The sequence below is a fragment of the Flavobacterium sp. GL_143 genome, from assembly GCF_057834355.1.
This window is the reverse complement of sequence record NZ_CM174401.1, coordinates 2510796-2529541: the sequence shown is the minus strand read 5'-3', so window position 1 is coordinate 2529541 and position 18746 is coordinate 2510796. Positions and strand designations below refer to the sequence as shown.

Genomic DNA, 18746 nt, shown 5'->3' with positions numbered 1-18746 from the left:
GAAACCATTTTTGTGTTTTCAATCTCAATTCTGAATTCTTTTTGAATTTGAATCTGTATTTTTGTTTAAAATTAGATATTAAAACATGAAAAGACTTATTTTATTTTTAGCATTTGTATTCGTTACCCAAATAAATGCACAAGAGCGTCCAAAACTAGTAGTTGGAATTGTTGTGGATCAAATGAAGATGGAATATCTCTATCGCTTCTCTGATGACTTTACTCCTAATGGTTTCAAAAGGCTTATGAATAATGGATACACGTTTCAGAACATGCATTACAATTACATGCCTACTTACACTGCTCCTGGACATGCATCTATTTACACAGGAACAACTCCTGCAACACACGGAATTGTAAGTAATGAATGGTTTAGCCGAAAATTAGGAAAACAAATGTACTGTACTGATGATGCTGGTGTAGTAACTGTAGGCGATGGTACAAAGGAAGAAGGCGAAATGTCTCCAAAAAACTTATTGAGCACAACTATTACCGATGAGTTAAGAATGGCTACCAATTTTGAAGGAAAAGTAATTGGTGTAAGTCTTAAAGATCGTGGTGCAATTTTACCAGCTGGTCACTTTGCTAATTGGGCTTTTTGGTATAGCAAAACAGGTTCATTTATTTCTAGTACTTTTTATGGAGATAAACTACCTGATTGGGTTACACAATTTAATAGCGAAAAACATTTTTTACCATACATAAACAAAGGTTGGGATTTATATAAACCAGTTGCTACTTACAACGAGAGTTTACCAGACAACAATCCTTACGAAGGAAAATTATACAATAGTGCAGCACCAGTTTTTCCATACAACTTAAAAGAAATGTATGATAAAAATGACGCTGGAGTTATTCGTTCTACTCCATTTGGAAATGACTTATTAGCCGAATTTGCTAAAAAAGCAATCGAAAAAGAAGAATTAGGAAAAGATAATATTACAGATTTCTTAACGGTTAGTTTCTCATCTACAGATTACGTTGGGCATTTATTAGGACCACGTTCTATGGAGTTACAAGATACTTATTTACGTTTAGATCAAACTATAGCCGACTTTTTAGCTTATCTAGATAAAACTGTTGGTAAAGATAATTATTTACTTTTCTTGACAGCTGATCATGCCGGAGCAGAAAATGTAAATTACCTTAAAGATCGTAAGTACAATGTAAATAGTATTAGCCCTAAAGATATCCGTAAAAACCTAACTGATTTTTCTGTAAAGACGTTTGGTCAGGATTTAGTTTTAAACTATTCTAGCTTCAACTTATTCTTCAATAAAGAAATAATCAAAAACAAAAAATTTGATTTTGTGAAAGTCAAACAAGCTTTTAAAGATTATTTAATGGCTCAGGATTACGTAAAAAGAGTATATACCGAAGAAGACATTTTAAATGCTACAGGTAATGATTACTACTTAAACTTTATTGTAAAAGGATATGATGTAACTCAAAACGGGGATTTAATTGTATTAGACAAACCAGGTTATATCGAATATATGGGAACGGGAACTTCTCACGGAACACCATATACATATGACACACACGTTCCAGCAATTTTTTACGGTTGGCATATTAAAAAAGGGGAATCATACAACAAGAAAACGATTACTCAAATTGCACCAACAATTGCTCAGAAAATAAAAGTAACGTTCCCGAACGGAACAGAAGCAAATGTTCTGGAAGAAGTTTTAGACAAAGAGAAAAAATAATCTTTTTTCTTAATCCTAAAAAAGGGCTGTATTTATATAAATACAGCCCTTTTTGCTATACAATAGTTCCCTTTATTACTTCGGCTAAATTGCTACTTTTTATATCACACACCTCCATTAAAGACATTTTACTCCTTTATTTTATATTCATTTATAGACTCTTTTTAAACTTTGCAAACAACCTCAACAGTTAAATCTCTTAAACTTAAAAAACAATATTCTTATAAATTGTTAAAACACCTTAGATTACCTTGTTTTTAAGACAATTTACTTCTATATACATCAAAATTTACTATCTGATAAATATCATCATAATGTAGCAAATATCTGAATATTTTTAATACTACAATTAAGGGATATTATTATGATTAAGATTTTAAATTATTTATTACCACCACGCAAATGGGTACCCTTTGTTATAATGGCAGTGGGTATAGGAATGGGATTATTTGCTTATTTATTATATGTATCTAACGCAGTCTCGTACCTCTCCGACGATCCTAAAACATGTGTTAACTGCCATGTAATGACTCCTTTTTATGCTACTTGGCAACATAGCTCCCATGCAAGAGTTACCAATTGCAATGATTGCCATGTACCACACAACAATGCCTTTAATAAATACTTTTTTAAGGCAAAAGATGGTATTTATCATGCAACCATATTTACATGGAGAGCAGAGCCACAAGTTATCCATATAAAGGAAGCTGGTACAGATGTAGTTCAAAAAAACTGCCAACGTTGCCATAGTGATCTTAATGCTAATGTTAGTACAACAGGAGTAACTCTGGAAAGCAAAAAACATGGTGAAGGAAAATTATGCTGGGATTGTCACCGCGAAGTTCCTCATGGCAGAGTAAATAGTTTATCGTCTGTACCAAATGCCAGAGTTCCTTTGTTGGAATCTCCTATTCCAGAATGGCTACAAAAACAAACCGATAGTACAAAAACTGCAAAAAAGAAAGAATCAAATCAAACAAAATAGAATAAGAATTAAAATTTTCAATTAAATACAAATATAATTATGGCACCACTAAAAGAAATTATAAAACGCAAACCATGGTTAGGATGGGTAATGTTTGGCATTACCATGTTAGTTGTGTTTATGCTTGGCTTATTAGTTAATAGCGTAATGGAACGTCGTACAGAAGCTTTATTTGTTAATAAAGTATTAGCTCCTGTCGGTGAATTTGAATCAAGAAATGAAGTTTGGGGAGCAAATTATCCTCGTGAGTTCCAAACTTATTACCAAACTGCCGATACCAGTTTTACAAGTATGTACGGTGGCGGAAAAATGAGAGATATGCTACATGAAGATCCACGTATGGTAGTTCTTTGGGCAGGTTATGCTTTCGCGAAAGATTACAATCAAGGCCGAGGACATTTTTATGCCATAGAAGACATCAACAATTCCTTAAGAACAGGAGCGCCTAAAGGACCTCAAGACGGACCTCAGCCATCTAGTTGCTGGGTATGTAAATCTCCAGATGTGCCACGTATGATGGATAAATTAGGTATAGATGAATTTTACAAACAAACATGGGCATCTTTAGGGCCAGAAATTGTAAATCCTATAGGATGTGCGGATTGTCACGATTCTAAAACAATGAATCTAAAAATTACACGTCCAGCATTAATCGAAGCTTTTAAAGAGCAAGGAAAAGATATTACCAAAGCTACACATAACGAGATGCGCTCATTAGTTTGTGCACAATGCCACGTAGAATATTATTTTGATAAAAAATCTGTAGAAGGCGCGGTTAAAGTAAAATTCCCATGGAAAAACGGTATGACTGTAGAGGATATGGAGAAATATTATGATGATATCGATTTTACAGACTTTGTCCATGCATTAAGTAAAGCACCAATTCTTAAAGCACAGCATCCAGATTATGAGATTCATCAAATGGGAATCCACGGACAAAGAGGTGTTTCTTGCGCAGATTGTCATATGCCATATAAAAGCGAAGGAGGTCAAAAATTTACCGATCATAAAATACAATCTCCACTTAACAACGTAGCAAATTCTTGTCAGGTTTGTCACCGAGAAGAAGAAAAAACATTGGTAGCAAACGTAAACGAGCGTCAACAAAAAATTCATCAAATACGTATTGAACTAGAAGACCAATTGGTAAAAGCACATCTAGAAGCAAAACTAGCTTGGGATAAAGGAGCGACAGAAGCTCAGATGAAAGGCATCCTGAAATTAATTCGTCAATCACAATGGCGTTGGGACTTTACAGCAGCATCTCACGGAGGATCATTTCATGCACCATTAGAAACTGCAAGAGTTATTACAAATGGGTTAAACAAAGCTGCCGAAGCAAGAATTGAATTAAGTAAAGTATTAGCTTCATTAGGACAAACTACACCTATGCAATATCCTGATATTTCTACCAAAGAAAAAGCGCAGAAATTCATAGGTCTTGATATGGACAAAGAGAAGGCCAATAAAACCGAATTCAAAAAAACAGTTTTACCTAAATGGCTAGATGAAGCTAAGAAAAAACAACTGCTATATTCTAATCCTGCCAAATAACAACCAATAAGTATAAAGAGGGTTTGTATAAGTTATTATCAACCTTACAACCCTCTTTAATTAAAAGTTCCAAATTAAGAAAAGAATGAGATTAGTTAATTTTGAAAAACATAAAATTCCAAAAAGAAAGCTCTGGCAATATCCTTGGGATTATAAAGAATCTTTTATAATCGCTGGCGGATTATTACTAACGGGTTATTTATTACAAATAACAACCAGAACTAGTATTAAAGCCATTGGAGCACCTATAAATTATATCATCGGTGGTTTATTTATTGGCATGTTACTTTTGCTGCATTTTACCAGCAGGACACATCCTTGGGTAAAATGGCTAAGATCAGTTCCAGCATCTGTTAGTGCAATTGTCTTGGTTTTAATACAAGCCGTTATCATGGGAACGCTTCCTCAACAAAATTTTGTCGAAGGAGTAAAACCTGATTTATTCGGGTTCTCATTTGTATTAACAAGTTGGCCATTTATTATCGCGCAATTGTATTTTCTTATTACACTTGGTCTCGCAACCCTTAATAGAATGACTCCATGGCAATGGAAAAACTGGGGTTTTATATTAAACCATTTAGGGCTTTTTATAGCAATGACAGCGGGAATTTTAGGTAGTGGAGATTTACAACGCTACACAATGAAATTATACGAAAACCAACTTGTATGGGGAGCCGAAAACGAAAAAGGTGTTATGATCCCCATGCCTATTGCATTTGAACTTACAAGCTTTGATATGGAAACCTTTGCCCCAAAACTTGCATTTGCCGATATTACAAACAATAGTATTGAGACAAAAGGAGTAAACGCGCTTAGAATGATTAATAAAGGAGATAGCTATGACTATAAAGGCTATAAAATTAAAATCATTAATTATATAGAAAACAGCAAGTTTACTGGCAATGGTTATTTTCAGGTAAATGAAGAAGGAGCAACTCCAGCTGCACTGGTCGAAGTGAAATCGGCTACAATAGATACTACAGCATGGATTAGTTGCGGAAGTTTTGCAACCGAATATTCTTATTTACAACTAAACGATAAAGAAGCAATCGTAATGTTACAGCCTGAAGCAAAAAAATACAGTTCGCATGTAAATGTTTTTGTTAAAGATGAGAAAAATGATAAAACAGTAATCGAAGTCAATAAACCTTATAAAGTAAACGGATGGAAAGTATACCAATTAAGTTATGATGAAAAATTCGGAAAATGGTCCAAATTAAGCGTCATAGAATTAGTTCGTGATCCTTGGTTACCTATTGTTTACTCCGGAATTTTCATGATGATAATAGGAGCAGTTTATTTAATATTTAAAGGAAGAGGAACCGTAGTTTAAACAGTTATATGTTTAAATGAATGTTTGAAATTGTATATAAATAAAGATTTTTTAAATGAATTATTGGATCTATTTTTCTCACTATGCCCTTGTGGCGATTATTTGTTGGTTAGTCTGCATGCTTTTACAAGTTGTAAAAAGCACACGTAATAAAACAGTACCTATACTTCTTTTTGCAACATTAGGTGGTTTGGCAATGGTACTATTTACCTATAACTTATGGCAACACTTGGGGCGACCACCTATGCGCACACTTGGCGAAACAAGACTTTGGTATGCCGTATTCTTACCCATTATAGGCGTAATAACCTATACCCGATGGAAATACAAATGGCTCTTAAACTATAGTTTGGTTATGGCAATAGTATTTTTAACCATCAACTATCTTAATCCAGATACCTACAACAAAGCCCTAATGCCAGCCTTACAAAGCATTTGGTTTGTTCCCCATGTATTGGTTTACATTTTTTCTTATGCCTTACTTGCAGCATCATCTATTGTAGCATGTTATGGATTATACGAATATTATAGAGGCACTTATAAAGATGCTATACTCCAACTTGCAAACAATCTAGTATATGTCGGTTTTGGTTTCCTTTCCTTAGGATTATTGTTTGGTGCTTTATGGGCAAAAGAAGCTTGGGGACATTACTGGACATGGGATCCTAAAGAAACCTGGGCAATGCTCACCTGGTTAGGATACTTAATTTATATACACATGCGTTATCGTTACCCCGATAGTATTAAACCCGTTTTAATAACCCTGGCATTAGCATTTGTTGTATTATTACTTTGCTGGTTCGGCGTAAACTATATGCCCTCAGCAGCACAAAGTGTCCATACCTACTCCAATACATAAAAAAAAGAGCAGCAACTATATTTTAGTTGCTACTCTTTTTTACATATAAAGTATCTATCATCTAAATCTATTCCGAACGATGATATCCTTGAGTTTGGCTTTTAAATCTTCGCCCGTATCATAAACCATTTGCTCGTTATTAGGAAATGGCACGGCACGTTTATTAAAATAGCCAATATAACTATCCTCACAAGCATTTCTATCCCCTCTATAAGTTGCATAAGTATAATCAAAAATAAACTCGCTCGTTATAGGAAACGATTGTATTAACTGATTTCCTTTTAAATCAATATAATCAACCTTTGCAGTTACCTGACAAGATTTAAATTGTCTGAACTCATATATATTTGCTCTAAGCGTTCTATAATTATCCACTTTTATTTCGCGACCTAAGCTATCCTTAACAGGTCTTCCTCTGCCATCCAAAAGAGTTCTTACACCATCTTTAATCTCTCTTTCCTTAATAAACTCTTTTTCTTTAATCTGCTCAGGTGAAATAAATATCTCTCTAAAATTCAATACTAAACTATAATCATAAATAACATTTTTCTGTCTGGCGCTATGATAAACAGTCCACTTATCGTTTAATCCATACGTGCTAAAATCTAGCAAATCGTTTTGAAGCTGTTTTGGGATAACCATATTCGTTTCGTTTTTAGCATAAACATCAACAAAATCAGTTCCTTTAAACAAAGCCTCATCCATAAGCTTTTTAGTATTCTTATATCCGGGATTTATACTTTCCAGATAAGCAAAATCATCATACGCTTTTCTAAAGTCCAGTTTGTTTTTAGATTTTAAAAGTACCGAAGCGTTTTCATATAAGTATTTTGACAACGCATTTTTGCTACTTACAATTTGTTCCGAATAATTATCAAACGGGAAATAAGCATTTTTTCCTTGCTTCATTAATTGTAATGGCAACAAAGGTCTTATTTTCTCCTGACGATTATTTAATTGAATGTAGGTGTTATAAACACGCTCTATATTAGCAGGATTAGCTTCCTTAGCCATCATATCAAGATTGCGTAAATCTCTTTCTTTTGCTTTAGCAAAAGCCTCTTCCAGCAAATAAACATAATCTTGTTTCCCCTTAGAATCTTTTTTATTCCTTAATCCCTCAACAGCACGATTTATTGCTCCATCATAATCACCATCACTTAACAACGATTGAGTAGTTTTTACACCACAAGAAAACGCCAAAATCGATATTGAAAAAAGTATTATAATCTTTTTCATTCCTTAATTTTTTAAAGTGCAAATATATCTGTTTTAGATCAATTCAGATAAATAGGATCATGATTTAAAATTTAAGAAGCAAAAACTTTCATTTTCATAACAACCTAACTTCCCGCTGTACGCTAAATCTTTTTCTTGAGATCCTTCCTCCGTCAGGATGGCAAGAAAAAGGATACCGCTCCCATCGGGGCTAAATTAGAGATGCTTTTTTTCAATATAGTAACCTCGTAGTAATTTGACTTTCAGAATTTAATCAAAAATATATTTTATTTTGGCCAATATAAAACATTAAATTTATGTCCATCTGGATCAGAAAAACCAAAGAAATATCCTTTTCCATAATCTTGTGGTTCAGCAAAAATTCTTCCTCCTGCTTTTTTAACGTTTTTTAGCCATTGATCTACTTCATCTTTGCTTTCGGCAGAAAGTGAAAATATAATTTCATTTCCAAGTTTTAAATCAGTCATTTCAGCATCAACAGCCCACTTAAATCTATCTTTTATAAAAAAATGAATTATAAAATTATCGTCTCCAAAAGTAAAACTTGTTAGTTCTTCAGATACACCGTGACCGTTTCGTTTAAAGCCTAGATCGCTATAAAATTTGGTTGTTCTTACTAAATCTTCTACTCCCAAATTAGCCCATATTTTTTTAGTTTCCATAATATTCATTTTAAAAATTAGAGTTTAATTCCGATTATTAAATAATTAATCGCACACTAAATTTATGACTTTTTAAATTAAAAAAAATAGAGATGCACAATTGCGCACCTCTACGGATTCAGATTAGAAATAAGATTATGTAAGTTTTACAAAACAATGTATTGTAGAGATGTATCGAAATACATCTAACATATAGTTCTATTTTAATTGTTTTCTACTTTTTATTTGATACACAATTTCCCAAAACAAAATAGATAAAAAGGCGTAAACCATTAATGCCGTTTTAATCCCATGAGGGTCATATTTTGAAAACAGACGTAAATCACCAAACTTCAATGCTAAGAATAAAGCTAAAGATGCAATTACAGCAGAGCATATTATATTTAGTAAAGGAGTCCATTTTAATACCTTAAAAGAGAAAATTAAATTGATAAGAAGAAAACCACAGCCTAAAGTTATAAATCTATGATCTTTTAATTTTTCGCCCAGTGTCAGTAAAAATGAAGTTGAAAAACTATAGGTAAAGAATAATAAGGAATAAATCAGAATGCGTATTTGTAATTTCATTTTTTGTAGTTTTTTTTAATTTGCCGAAATTACAAATTAAAAATGAAGCTTAGATTAGGTTAACCTTGATAATTCATGTTATAAATCTATGTTACCAATCTTGCTAACGCGAGCGTCCCGCTCGTGAACATAAGTCACCTAAATGATATGATAAGCAAACGGGAAATAGATTATAGACACGAGCGTGACGCTCGCGCCAGAGGAGAGCTAATCTCTTTCAGCAATAGATAAGTTTCCATTTGTACTCAAGATTATTACTTTTTTATTTTTAAGATTTATAATAATATTTGATTCATCGTCGTATAAAAACGAAATCCAATATTTGCAAATTATACCCCATTTAGATTCTATTCCAGAGTACTTATTCCAAAAAAACATAACCTCATCATCTTCCTCCCAATCAATTAATGGCTTAACAATTTCGTTGAAAGCTTCAGTATTAGTTTCGTTCCAGTCATTTTGCCAATTATATTCTTTTTTAATCTCATTTTTTATTTTCCATTGGTCAGGATTATTTATGAGCATAAGATGTTTTTGACTTTCTGAAATATATTTATTCCAAAGTTGGGAACAATAATTATTTGTGAAGGCTTGTATTTCTGGTTTATCAAAATCATTTAAAGTCGGATAACAATATTCATTTTCAAAATAATAGAATTTTTCTAGAGAATCATATTTCTTATCTAGACTAGCTTTTTGTTCGTCTTCAATTTGTTTTTCCCAAGATTCAATAGCCAAATCGACATCATTAAATTTATCAATTAATTCTTTCGCAGCACTTAGACCTATATTTAGTTTTAATTTAACTAGATTTATTTTTTCTAAATTTTTCATGTTCACCTCTTAGTAATTGCAAATCCTTACTATCTGATTAATTCATCTTGACATAAACAAATTCATAGTCTTTATCAAACATTGTACTTTTAACTTTAATGTATTCACATTGTGTTTGTAATATTTTTGTGGTCAAAGAATCACCTACTTTAGCATAGTAATTAGGTATTGTAACTTCTAGAATTGTGGTTTTATATTCACACTCATTTAAAAACTCCATTATTGATTTAACATATTGACCATTTTCAATGTATTCTGTTTGTATTCCGTCCTTAACAATCATATAATATTCTTTTGGACTATAACCTATGCTTGCAAATTTTCCGTTCTTCAATTCTTCACAATTTGGCTCTTTATCTGGATCAAGAAATATATTTTCTTGCGCAATTAAAACATTACTAAATAGAAAAAATAGAATTATTATGTTTTTCATTATGATGAGGTTTTATTATTATTGTCACTACGAAGTCGTGAGACTTCGCCTTTACTTTGGATTAGATAAAAAACTTTAATTTTATTCAAAGGAAAGCAGAGGTGAACTTTAGACTTCGCTAGTTAAGAACCATGCTGTGCATTAGTCCTCTGCCTTCTCCTTGAATCCCGTTGAATTGCTTCAAATAGAATGATAGACATGGCGGTCTAATAAAGGCTCTAAAGAAGTTCAACATTTTTATTCATCTTAAATTCAAAGTTATGAAAAAGTATTTATTTTATGTTGGTATTGATGTATCAAAAGCAAAATTGGATATTAATATTCTTGATTCTTTAACTCTTAAATCAGAGCATTTTATCATAGAAAACAATATTAAGAGTATTTCTATTTTTATTAAAAAACTGGATAGAAAAGTTGATAAAGGATGTACTCTTTTTTGTTGCGAGAACACAGGTGTTTATACCAATCATTTATCAAGTGTTTTAGTGAAACTTAATCTAGATTTATGGATTGTTCCCGCTATTGAAATAAAAAAATCTAAAGGAATTTCAAGAGGAAAAAATGACAAAACTGATGCTAAAGATATTTCTTATTACAGTTATAGAAATATAGATAAATTAAAACTATTCGCTTTCGCAAGCATGGATATTCAGAAATTAAAAATTCTTTATACTGAAAGAGAGAAAATGCTAAAAGCGTTATTACTTCTACAAGCGACTAAGGAAAGTAAAGCTTTCACGGATAAAATAATTTTTAAAGAAGTATCACAAATTAACCAAACTCTTGTCAAATCTATTAAAAATTCCATCCATAAAATTGAGTCAAAATTAAAGAAGTCATCAAAGCAAACGATCAATTAACTAAGCAAGCTCAACTTATCAAATCGATTCCTGGATTGGGAGAACAAACCAGCGTATATTTGATTATTGCAACAAAAGGATTTACAGCTTTTAAAAACTGGAGACAATTTGCCTGTTATTCTGGTGTTGCGCCTTTTGAACATAGTTCAGGTTCGAGTGTAAAAGGAAGGACAAGAGTAAATCATATGGCAGATAAAAAAATGAAGTCATTATTGCAAATGTGTGCTATGACAACATTAAAATATGATCCACAATTAAAAGAATATTACAAAAAGAAAAAAGCGGAAGGTAAAAACTCAATGTTGGTTTTAAATAATATTAGATGCAAACTTATAAGCAGAATTTTCGCTGTTATAACTAGAGAAACTCCCTATATAAATACTTATAAATTTGCATCTTGAATTTTAACTCTTTTTACTTGTTTTTCATCATAGAATGCACAGCAGGGGAAAAGTTGGTGTTCGTGAAAAACATAGTCCTTTTGATAAGATACTATTTAGGTATTTTTTCACAAAAAACAAATGTAAAATTTTTCGCACAAATAAAGGGTTTGCTAATCCATTATTAACACAATAATTATCGCAGAGCAACTAAAGTTTCATTAGAACACTTCGAAGAGCTGAGTAATACCAAATAAAAAAACATATCAAAAGCTAAAATTTAAAAATCATATATTTGTTTAATTAATCAACTTAACCAAATAATACTATGGGTGATTTTCTAAATGCATTTAACGGGTATAATTATATGTCAAAACAATTAATTATTTTCTTTATAGTTATCTGCGCATTTTGGACTGTTCCATTTTGTTTATTTAAGCCTAATTTTTTTACATATCCCTTTTATGCACAATTTGCAATGATTTTCGCTCTTTCAATAACTTGGTTTCTTTGTTCAGTTTTTACAACAATAAAATATATCACAAGTCTTAAGATTGAAACTAAGCACTCCCTTTTGATAATAACTGTTTTTTCTATTTTTTTATTAAGCATCTCAATTCTGATAAGTTATTATTTTTCTAGTAGCTTTACTTTCTTTCTTAGAATTGCATTTGGTCTTATGTCATTGTTTTTCGTAATCCAATTAATATATTGGGTAAAGTCAGAATTTAAAAGAATGGATACAGAAGCAAAGAACCAACCAACCGCATAATTTTTTTATTTCCCTCAAAAAAAAATACTTTTTAATCTGACGTGCTGTACGAAGTCGGGAGACTTCGAAAGCAGTATTATTTGTTCAATGATTTTTTCATTATATCATTTTTCTCAAAGTTATACTAATTCTTCCGATTTCTGTTTTTGATTGTGGAATCGAGTGTTGCCAATTTTCTTGAACTTCTTGCGTCATATAAATCAAACTACCTTCCGTTAATTCAAAGCTTTCAAATAACTCAGGATTTAATATATTTCTAAATTTCAGAATTCTAATTGCTCCAACTGAAATAATTGCAACTCCAGTTTGTGGTTCTAAAATATCAATTTGGTCTGAATGATAACCCATTTTAGATTTTCCATCTAAGTAATAGTTTATGAGACAATTATTAGGTTCAAAACCAATTATTTTCGAAACTTTTTGATTAATTTCTTTTAGTTCAGGTAGAAACTCTTGGAATGGATATTCTATTTGAGAATAATTGTATGCTTTTCCAAAACTTGCAGTTTTTCTGGCACTCATTCTTTCGTCCCATGTCACATTTACCTTCAAATTTTCGAATAGTTCGTTTGGGTTTTCAATAAAATTTTCAACAAATGTAATTCCTTTCATTTTTTTCTTTATTTCAAATATATTTATTTTTTCTTACAAATGACTTTAAGTCGTTATGATTGTCTAATGAAAACGAAGATTGCGTCAAGGATAGAGACGGTATCCTTTTACAAAATGAAACGAAGAAAAGAATATAGCCCCTTTTTCATTGGTAAACACCCAAATTATTAAATTTCAAGCCTCAATTATCCACAATCTTGTCTTTTCGACGTAAGGAGAAATCTTCGCAAGAAACTCTACAAAGAATGGAAATGTTGTGTAGAGATTTACAAATAAAATCATTCAAATAAATAATTCAAAAAATCCAAACTTGGATTAATAGTCTTTATCAATTCTATTTTCTTTTCCCTACGCCAATCTTTTACTTCTTTTTCGCGAGCAATTGCATCTTGAATCCAAGTAAATTTTTCATAGTATAGTAAGAACGTAACATTATACCTTGATGCAAAGGTTTTGTTTCCATTTGTATTGTTCTCTTTATGTTGACTCAAACGAACTCTTAAATTATTTGTAACTCCAGTATAAAAAACAGTTTTAGATTTGTTTGTTATTATGTATACGTAGTAATTATGATAACCTTCTTGAAAATTCATTCAATTTATTTTTGCCTAAAGGTATAAATATTTTTAAGATTTTTCTTCCTTTTGTATTTAAATATGATATACTTTATGGAGTTTCTTGCGAAGATTTCTCCTTACGTCGAAAGGACAAGTTTGTGGTTACTTGCGTGAACTCAAACTTTACCTCAGCTTGAAAATATTGTGTGTAATAAAAAATCACGCCGTGTGAAGTATCCCGACTTTGTACCCGTTTCTATATTCTTTTTAATCTTTGTTATCCCCATTGTTATCGCTACGAAGTCGAGAGCGTTTGCAGAGTAGTGACTTCCAAATTATTAAATATTTAAGTCCCAATATCCACAATCTTCTCATTTCTTTAAAAAACAAGTTTGTGTAGAAAACCTTAGACTTCTCTCTCCCAAACAAGTAAATTAAATTAACATAAAACAAAAAAATCCCATTTCAGAAGAAATAGGATTAAGCAAGGATTAAATACAGAATTACTATTAACTGTAATGTTTTCTATATTCAATTATATTTAAATCAATCGTATCCTTTTTTCGCTTTCTGTAAGTTTTAAAAGGAATAAATCCGAGTTTTTCAGGTATTTTTCGGCTAGCGATATTTTCTTCGTCCACAGGATATAAAATATATTCAACCTTAAAATTATCTTCAATAAACTCAATTATTCCGGTAATTATCTCCGTACCAAAACCTTGACCTTGAAATTCTTTTTTTAACCACAAACCAACTTCAATCGATTCTGGATTTATATTATGAATCCCACAGCAACCCATAAATCTTTCATCAATATCAAGAACAACAAATACTATATCTGTTTTTTCTAATAAGCCTTTCTTAGAATTAAGAACAAAATCAATAATCTCATTTTTATTTCCTTGAGGATTAAAAGGCATAAACTTAGTTACCTCACTAGTAAAGCTTTCATAAATATCATCGATATATTTTTCTTCAATTGGTTTTAAGATCAATCGTTCTGTTTTGATAAAAATATTTGTGTTTAACTTCAAATTAAAATGATTTATGTTTTTTTTATAAACTTAGGACTTGAGTATTATCATAGCAATTTATTCTTGCTGAATCCATTCGTATTTTCCATCTTTTAAATAAATTACTCCGCCACCGCAACTTTCTTCGGCGTGAATAAATATTCCGTCATTCAATAATTTTATTTTATCGGCTTCATTAACTTCTTCATCAGTCATAATTTCGCCTTCGTCATTTACATTATTCCAATACAATTCATTTTTGGGAGCTTTTTCAAATATTCCAGCCCAATCTATCTCATCAAAACCTTGTTCTAGAATATTATTTCCCATTCCTAAATAATCCGTTCTTTTTCCATTTCCGAATATGATTCTTAAACCGCTTTTCTCATTTTTGGTACTTCTTACAATTTCAACAGTTTCATTCAATCCATCTCCATCTAAATCACAGGAAATCTTGTTTACCTTATGCTTTTTAGAAACTACAATTGTATCAGAATTCTTGGTTTCTTTTTCTTGAGGTTTTATTATTGTATCAACTTTTAAACTTTCAAATTTATCGTTTTGTTGTTTTTCTTCTTTTTTACAAGAGATAAAAATGAGCGCTACAATTATTAAAATTCTAATTTTCATATTCCTAATCTTCTGTATTTTTTTCTTGTTATCTATTATTTAGCTTTATACGCAACGAAGTCGGGATTTCTCTTCAGCCGATATTATTATTCAAAAACTTCTTTAATTTCATTCCACTTATATACCTTCTCCCTGAAGTTTAGATGCTTTGCATAATTTTTATTAAAATAATCCGGATCACTCATATTGTTATCTTTAAAAGACACACTTATATTTTTCCCTTTACGAGGTAGCTCTATTGTAAATTGAGTACTTGACAAATCCTCTTTAACCGATTGACTAGTATTTTTTTTAGTGAATTCAGTAACAAGATTATTTATAAAAACTTCAAAATTTGAAGTGTAACTTTTTAAATAACCATTTCTTGCTTCGGTCAAGTTTTCGTCTTTGTATTCAAAAAATTTAAAATTATGTTGATGAAACCCTCCATTACTTCCCAAAATACTAGAAACGGCAATCAGCTTTTTATTTTTCACATTCCAATATGCTATTTCGTAAATCCCATATCCTGACTGTCCTTCTGTATAACTTTGTTCCAACCGCAAATACCCATTTTTAATATCATACTCTACTGTGTATAGCATATCATATTTTTCTAGTCTTTTATTTTTAATCAAATTTTTTCTTTCAACATAACTTAGACTATCTACGTATTGTGATGGAATAGAATAAAAGAAATCTATAATATTTTGAGCACATAAATTTTGAATAGATAAGAATAAGATGCTCAAATAAAATACTTTTTTCATTGGTGGTAATTATTAATAAATTATGTTTTAATACTTATACTCCTTGTTACACATTTAATTTGAATTATCGATACTAGCATATTCTTTTAATAATTCTTCACTTTTAGTATCTCCGTGATCTATAAAATATTTTAATATACCGTTAATTAATTCTCGAGATCCTAAATCAATGATTCCGTACTTTTCTTGTAAATCATACTCCTCCATAAATTGATTGTAGGTTACAATTCCTCTTTTCTCAAAATCTAATGTAATCCAAAATAAAAACACAGCTTCATTATCGTAAGCTGGATAATTAAAAGTGTAGAGCTCTGCAACGTCGCTAATATCAATGTTAGAATTATTGTCTAAAATTTTTCTAAACACCTCATTACTCTTACTACCCTGATATGATTTAGAATCTACTTTATGATTATCTAAAGCTTCTTTAATTTGTATGTCATTCAAATTAAAAATAGGGTTTGAATGGGTTCGTAAATGAATAACATAATTTAATATTTCTTCATCTGTCATTTTTGTGTTGATGTGATCACTAATTGTTTTTAATAAAACATTATTCGAAAGGGAAGTAAAACCTAAGATATCCTTTTTACTTAAACTTGCTAAATGAGTATCTTCAATATAATTTCTACCTCGATGAGACATACAAACAGGATCACATAATTCTGTTGCATTGTGTTTCGTTAGGATTCGCTCAAAATAGATTATCGCTAAATATTTTACACAATTTACATTCCCTAATTTTGCTCCTATTTTAAAATGATTTATAGGATGTCCATCAGCAATACTAAAATAGCCATACGATTCCATTAACCCTGCAGTGTAAAAACTTTCAGGTATTTTTAAATCATTTTTACTCTCAATAAAACTGACTAACTTATCGTTTACGTCTATAAAATCTGAATCTTTAAGTGAATTATAATTAGCGTAAATTTCCATTGCTGCTTCTACTCTATTATTTAAAGTATCAATGGATTGTTTCGATGCATTTTGATTTAAAAAATCAGTTAGAAAAGCTATATATTTTTTCCTCGCAGCAATTTCGTCTTCACTACTATGATCTATAGAATCATCACTTTGCGACGCAATAGTATCTGATGTAGGATTCTTGTGTGTTTTTGGGATATTACTCTCTTTGGTTTTGCAATTAAAAAATAGCAAGAATAACAAACAAAATACGTGTGAATATTTTTTGCTACTGTGATAAAAATTATTGAATTCAAATTTCATTTTTTTGGTTTTGGTTTTAGTTTTTATTATCCTTCTTTATTGAGTTTTTATATAATTAATCCTAATATATTTAGTTTTGCAAGGGTTGAAGTTTTTTGGCGAAAATATTAAAATAATACTTACAAATCTTTAATTATTTTATATTTTTCTTATGAAAACAAGGACTGCGTGAAGGATAGAGGCGATATCCTTTTGTGAAGAGAAACGGAACAAAAGATAAAGCCGAAAGCCTGACCCGGAGGGACACGCCCAAAATATTAAATTTCAATTCTAAGCTTTGTGGTTACTTTGCGTGAACTTCTCCCGAAGTTCCGGGATCGCTCAACCTGACAATTAGAATGACAATGTTGAGCAAAAAAAATCCCATTCACCTTTCGGGAATGGGATCTTTTAAATTGACATTCTTTTTTTTATTTTAAACTGTTGCAGCAACTTCTTGTGGCAACGCGATTTGATTTCTTAATAAATCTTCGAATGTTTCATGAGCACGAATTAAGTGTCCTTCGCCTTTGATCCATAAAACTTCGGCTGGTTTGTATCTTGAATTATAATTAGAAGACATTGAGAAACAATATGCTCCTGCATTTCTAAAACTCAAAATATCACCTTCTTTAATTTCCGAAATTCTTCGGTTATTAGCAAATGTATCTGTCTCACAAATATATCCAACCACCGAATAGAAACGCTCTTTTCCTTTAGGGTTAGAAATGTTTTCGATATGATGTTGTGAACCGTATAACATTGGACGAATCAAGTGGTTAAAACCACTATCGATTCCAGCAAATACTGTTGAAGTCGTTTGTTTTACAACATTTACTTTCGCCAGGAAGAAACCTGCTTCACTTACCAGGAATTTACCTGGTTCGAAAATCAAGGTTAAATCTTTTCCGTATTCTGTACAAAACGAATTGAATCTTTTTGATAATTTTTTACCTAATTCTTCAATATCAGTTTCGATATCATCTTTTTTGTATGGTACTTTAAATCCACTTCCAAAATCTAGGAATTCTAAGTTTTTGAAGTTTTTAGCAGCGTCGAATAAAATTTCGGCAGCATATAAAAACACTTCAATATCCAGAATATCTGATCCTGTATGCATATGAATACCTACGATATGCATTTTGGTATTCTCTACAATACGCACTAAATGTGGCAATTGATGAATAGAAATCCCGAATTTACTATCGATATGTCCTACAGATATATTAGTATTTCCTCCTGCCATTACGTGCGGATTGATACGAATACAAACTGGTGTATTAGGATATTTGGTTCCGAATTGCTCCAGAATAGATAAGTTGTCGATGTTTATTTGTACACCCATTGCAGCTACTTCTTCAATTTCTTCAAGAGAAACTCCGTTTGGTGTATAAAATATTCTTTCAGGCTCATATCCAGCGTGAAGTCCTAGTAATACTTCCTGAATAGATACTGTGTCTAACCCAGACCCCATATCCTTTAACAACTGAAGTATTGCAACATTGGACAAGGCCTTCATGGCATAGTTAATTCTAAGATTCTCTACTTTAGAGAACGCTTTAGTTAACCTGTTGTATTGTGATTGGATTTTTTCAGCATCATACACATATAATGGACTTCCAAATTGGTCTGCTAATTGCAGTAAATCTTTTGATTGCATTGTTAAACTATTTTTGACAAATTTATTACTCTTTTGAATACCCACCAATAAAATGTAAAATAATAACAAATTATAACAATTTGTTTAAAATAAAACATTTTGTGCGCTATTTTAAATTTATATAAAATCC

The 18746-nt window shown here is 31.0% G+C and carries 19 protein-coding genes; 7 read left to right on the top strand and 12 right to left on the bottom strand.

Features of this window, described 5'->3' with window-relative positions:
• Positions 1–85 precede the first annotated feature (85 nt).
• The 5 genes from pafA to AC3IPI_RS11135 all read left to right on the top strand — a co-directional run bounded on the left by pafA (position 86) and on the right by AC3IPI_RS11135 (position 6439).
• Positions 86–1708 carry an alkaline phosphatase PafA gene (gene pafA / locus AC3IPI_RS11155; protein ID WP_039115526.1) on the top strand — a complete coding sequence of 541 codons (1623 nt, stop codon included), beginning with the start codon at positions 86–88 and terminating at the stop codon, positions 1706–1708.
• A 364-nt stretch (positions 1709–2072) separates the two neighbouring features.
• A complete protein-coding gene (gene nrfH, locus AC3IPI_RS11150) occupies positions 2073–2693 on the top strand; it encodes a cytochrome c nitrite reductase small subunit (protein WP_039115528.1) in 621 nt (206 codons plus the stop codon).
• Positions 2694–2753: 60 nt separating this feature from the next.
• On the top strand, positions 2754–4247 hold the full coding sequence (gene nrfA, locus AC3IPI_RS11145) for an ammonia-forming cytochrome c nitrite reductase (RefSeq protein WP_489159228.1): 1494 nt from the start codon (positions 2754–2756) through the stop codon (positions 4245–4247).
• Positions 4248–4332: 85 nt separating this feature from the next.
• A complete protein-coding gene (locus AC3IPI_RS11140; protein WP_489159050.1) occupies positions 4333–5580 on the top strand; it encodes a cytochrome c biogenesis ResB family protein in 1248 nt (415 codons plus the stop codon).
• Between the two features lie 55 nt (positions 5581–5635).
• Positions 5636–6439: a cytochrome c biogenesis protein gene (locus AC3IPI_RS11135; protein ID WP_489159048.1), complete on the top strand. Its 804-nt coding sequence runs from the start codon at positions 5636–5638 to the stop codon at positions 6437–6439.
• Positions 6440–6496: 57 nt separating this feature from the next.
• Here AC3IPI_RS11135 and AC3IPI_RS11130 read toward each other — a convergent pair whose 3' ends face one another.
• From AC3IPI_RS11130 to AC3IPI_RS11110, 5 genes are all read right to left on the bottom strand, one after another.
• Positions 6497–7678, bottom strand: a complete 1182-nt coding sequence (locus AC3IPI_RS11130) for a hypothetical protein (RefSeq protein ID WP_039115535.1) — start codon at positions 7676–7678, stop codon at positions 6497–6499.
• Between the two features lie 266 nt (positions 7679–7944).
• Positions 7945–8340: a VOC family protein gene (locus AC3IPI_RS11125; protein WP_323490996.1), complete on the bottom strand. Its 396-nt coding sequence runs from the start codon at positions 8338–8340 to the stop codon at positions 7945–7947.
• Between the two features lie 198 nt (positions 8341–8538).
• Complete coding sequence (locus tag AC3IPI_RS11120; RefSeq protein WP_489159046.1) at positions 8539–8907, bottom strand: hypothetical protein; 369 nt, start codon at positions 8905–8907, stop codon at positions 8539–8541.
• A 207-nt stretch (positions 8908–9114) separates the two neighbouring features.
• On the bottom strand, positions 9115–9741 hold the full coding sequence (locus AC3IPI_RS11115; protein ID WP_489159044.1) for a DUF2947 family protein: 627 nt from the start codon (positions 9739–9741) through the stop codon (positions 9115–9117).
• Positions 9742–9778: 37 nt separating this feature from the next.
• Positions 9779–10174 carry a hypothetical protein gene (locus AC3IPI_RS11110; RefSeq protein ID WP_489159042.1) on the bottom strand — a complete coding sequence of 132 codons (396 nt, stop codon included), beginning with the start codon at positions 10172–10174 and terminating at the stop codon, positions 9779–9781.
• Positions 10175–10434: 260 nt separating this feature from the next.
• On the opposite strand from AC3IPI_RS11110, the gene AC3IPI_RS11105 reads away from it, so the two are divergent.
• Complete coding sequence (locus AC3IPI_RS11105) at positions 10435–11034, top strand: IS110 family transposase (protein ID WP_489159040.1); 600 nt, start codon at positions 10435–10437, stop codon at positions 11032–11034.
• Positions 11001–11435 (top strand): transposase, encoded by a 435-nt coding sequence (locus AC3IPI_RS11100; protein ID WP_489159227.1) that lies wholly within the window; start codon positions 11001–11003, stop codon positions 11433–11435. The genes AC3IPI_RS11105 and AC3IPI_RS11100 overlap by 34 nt, the downstream gene beginning before the upstream one ends.
• Before the next feature lie 850 nt (positions 11436–12285).
• On the opposite strand, the gene AC3IPI_RS11095 is transcribed toward AC3IPI_RS11100, so the two are convergent.
• The 7 genes from AC3IPI_RS11095 to lysA form a co-directional block, all read right to left on the bottom strand.
• A complete protein-coding gene (locus AC3IPI_RS11095; RefSeq protein ID WP_039117612.1) occupies positions 12286–12798 on the bottom strand; it encodes an alpha-ketoglutarate-dependent dioxygenase AlkB in 513 nt (170 codons plus the stop codon).
• Between the two features lie 278 nt (positions 12799–13076).
• Positions 13077–13391 carry a GIY-YIG nuclease family protein gene (locus AC3IPI_RS11090; protein WP_489159038.1) on the bottom strand — a complete coding sequence of 105 codons (315 nt, stop codon included), beginning with the start codon at positions 13389–13391 and terminating at the stop codon, positions 13077–13079.
• 473 nt (positions 13392–13864) lie between these two features.
• Positions 13865–14389 (bottom strand): GNAT family N-acetyltransferase, encoded by a 525-nt coding sequence (locus AC3IPI_RS11085; protein ID WP_489159036.1) that lies wholly within the window; start codon positions 14387–14389, stop codon positions 13865–13867.
• A gap of 57 nt (positions 14390–14446) precedes the next feature.
• Entirely contained in the window at positions 14447–14998 is a 552-nt protein-coding gene (locus tag AC3IPI_RS11080) for a hypothetical protein (protein WP_489159034.1), read from the bottom strand.
• Positions 14999–15084: 86 nt separating this feature from the next.
• On the bottom strand, positions 15085–15747 hold the full coding sequence (locus AC3IPI_RS11075) for a hypothetical protein (RefSeq protein ID WP_489159032.1): 663 nt from the start codon (positions 15745–15747) through the stop codon (positions 15085–15087).
• 54 nt (positions 15748–15801) lie between these two features.
• Positions 15802–16977, bottom strand: coding sequence for a hypothetical protein (locus AC3IPI_RS11070; protein WP_489159030.1), 1176 nt, complete (start codon positions 16975–16977; stop codon positions 15802–15804).
• A gap of 415 nt (positions 16978–17392) precedes the next feature.
• Entirely contained in the window at positions 17393–18616 is a 1224-nt protein-coding gene (gene lysA / locus AC3IPI_RS11065) for a diaminopimelate decarboxylase (RefSeq protein ID WP_039117618.1), read from the bottom strand.
• Between the last annotated feature and the right edge of the window lie 130 nt (positions 18617–18746).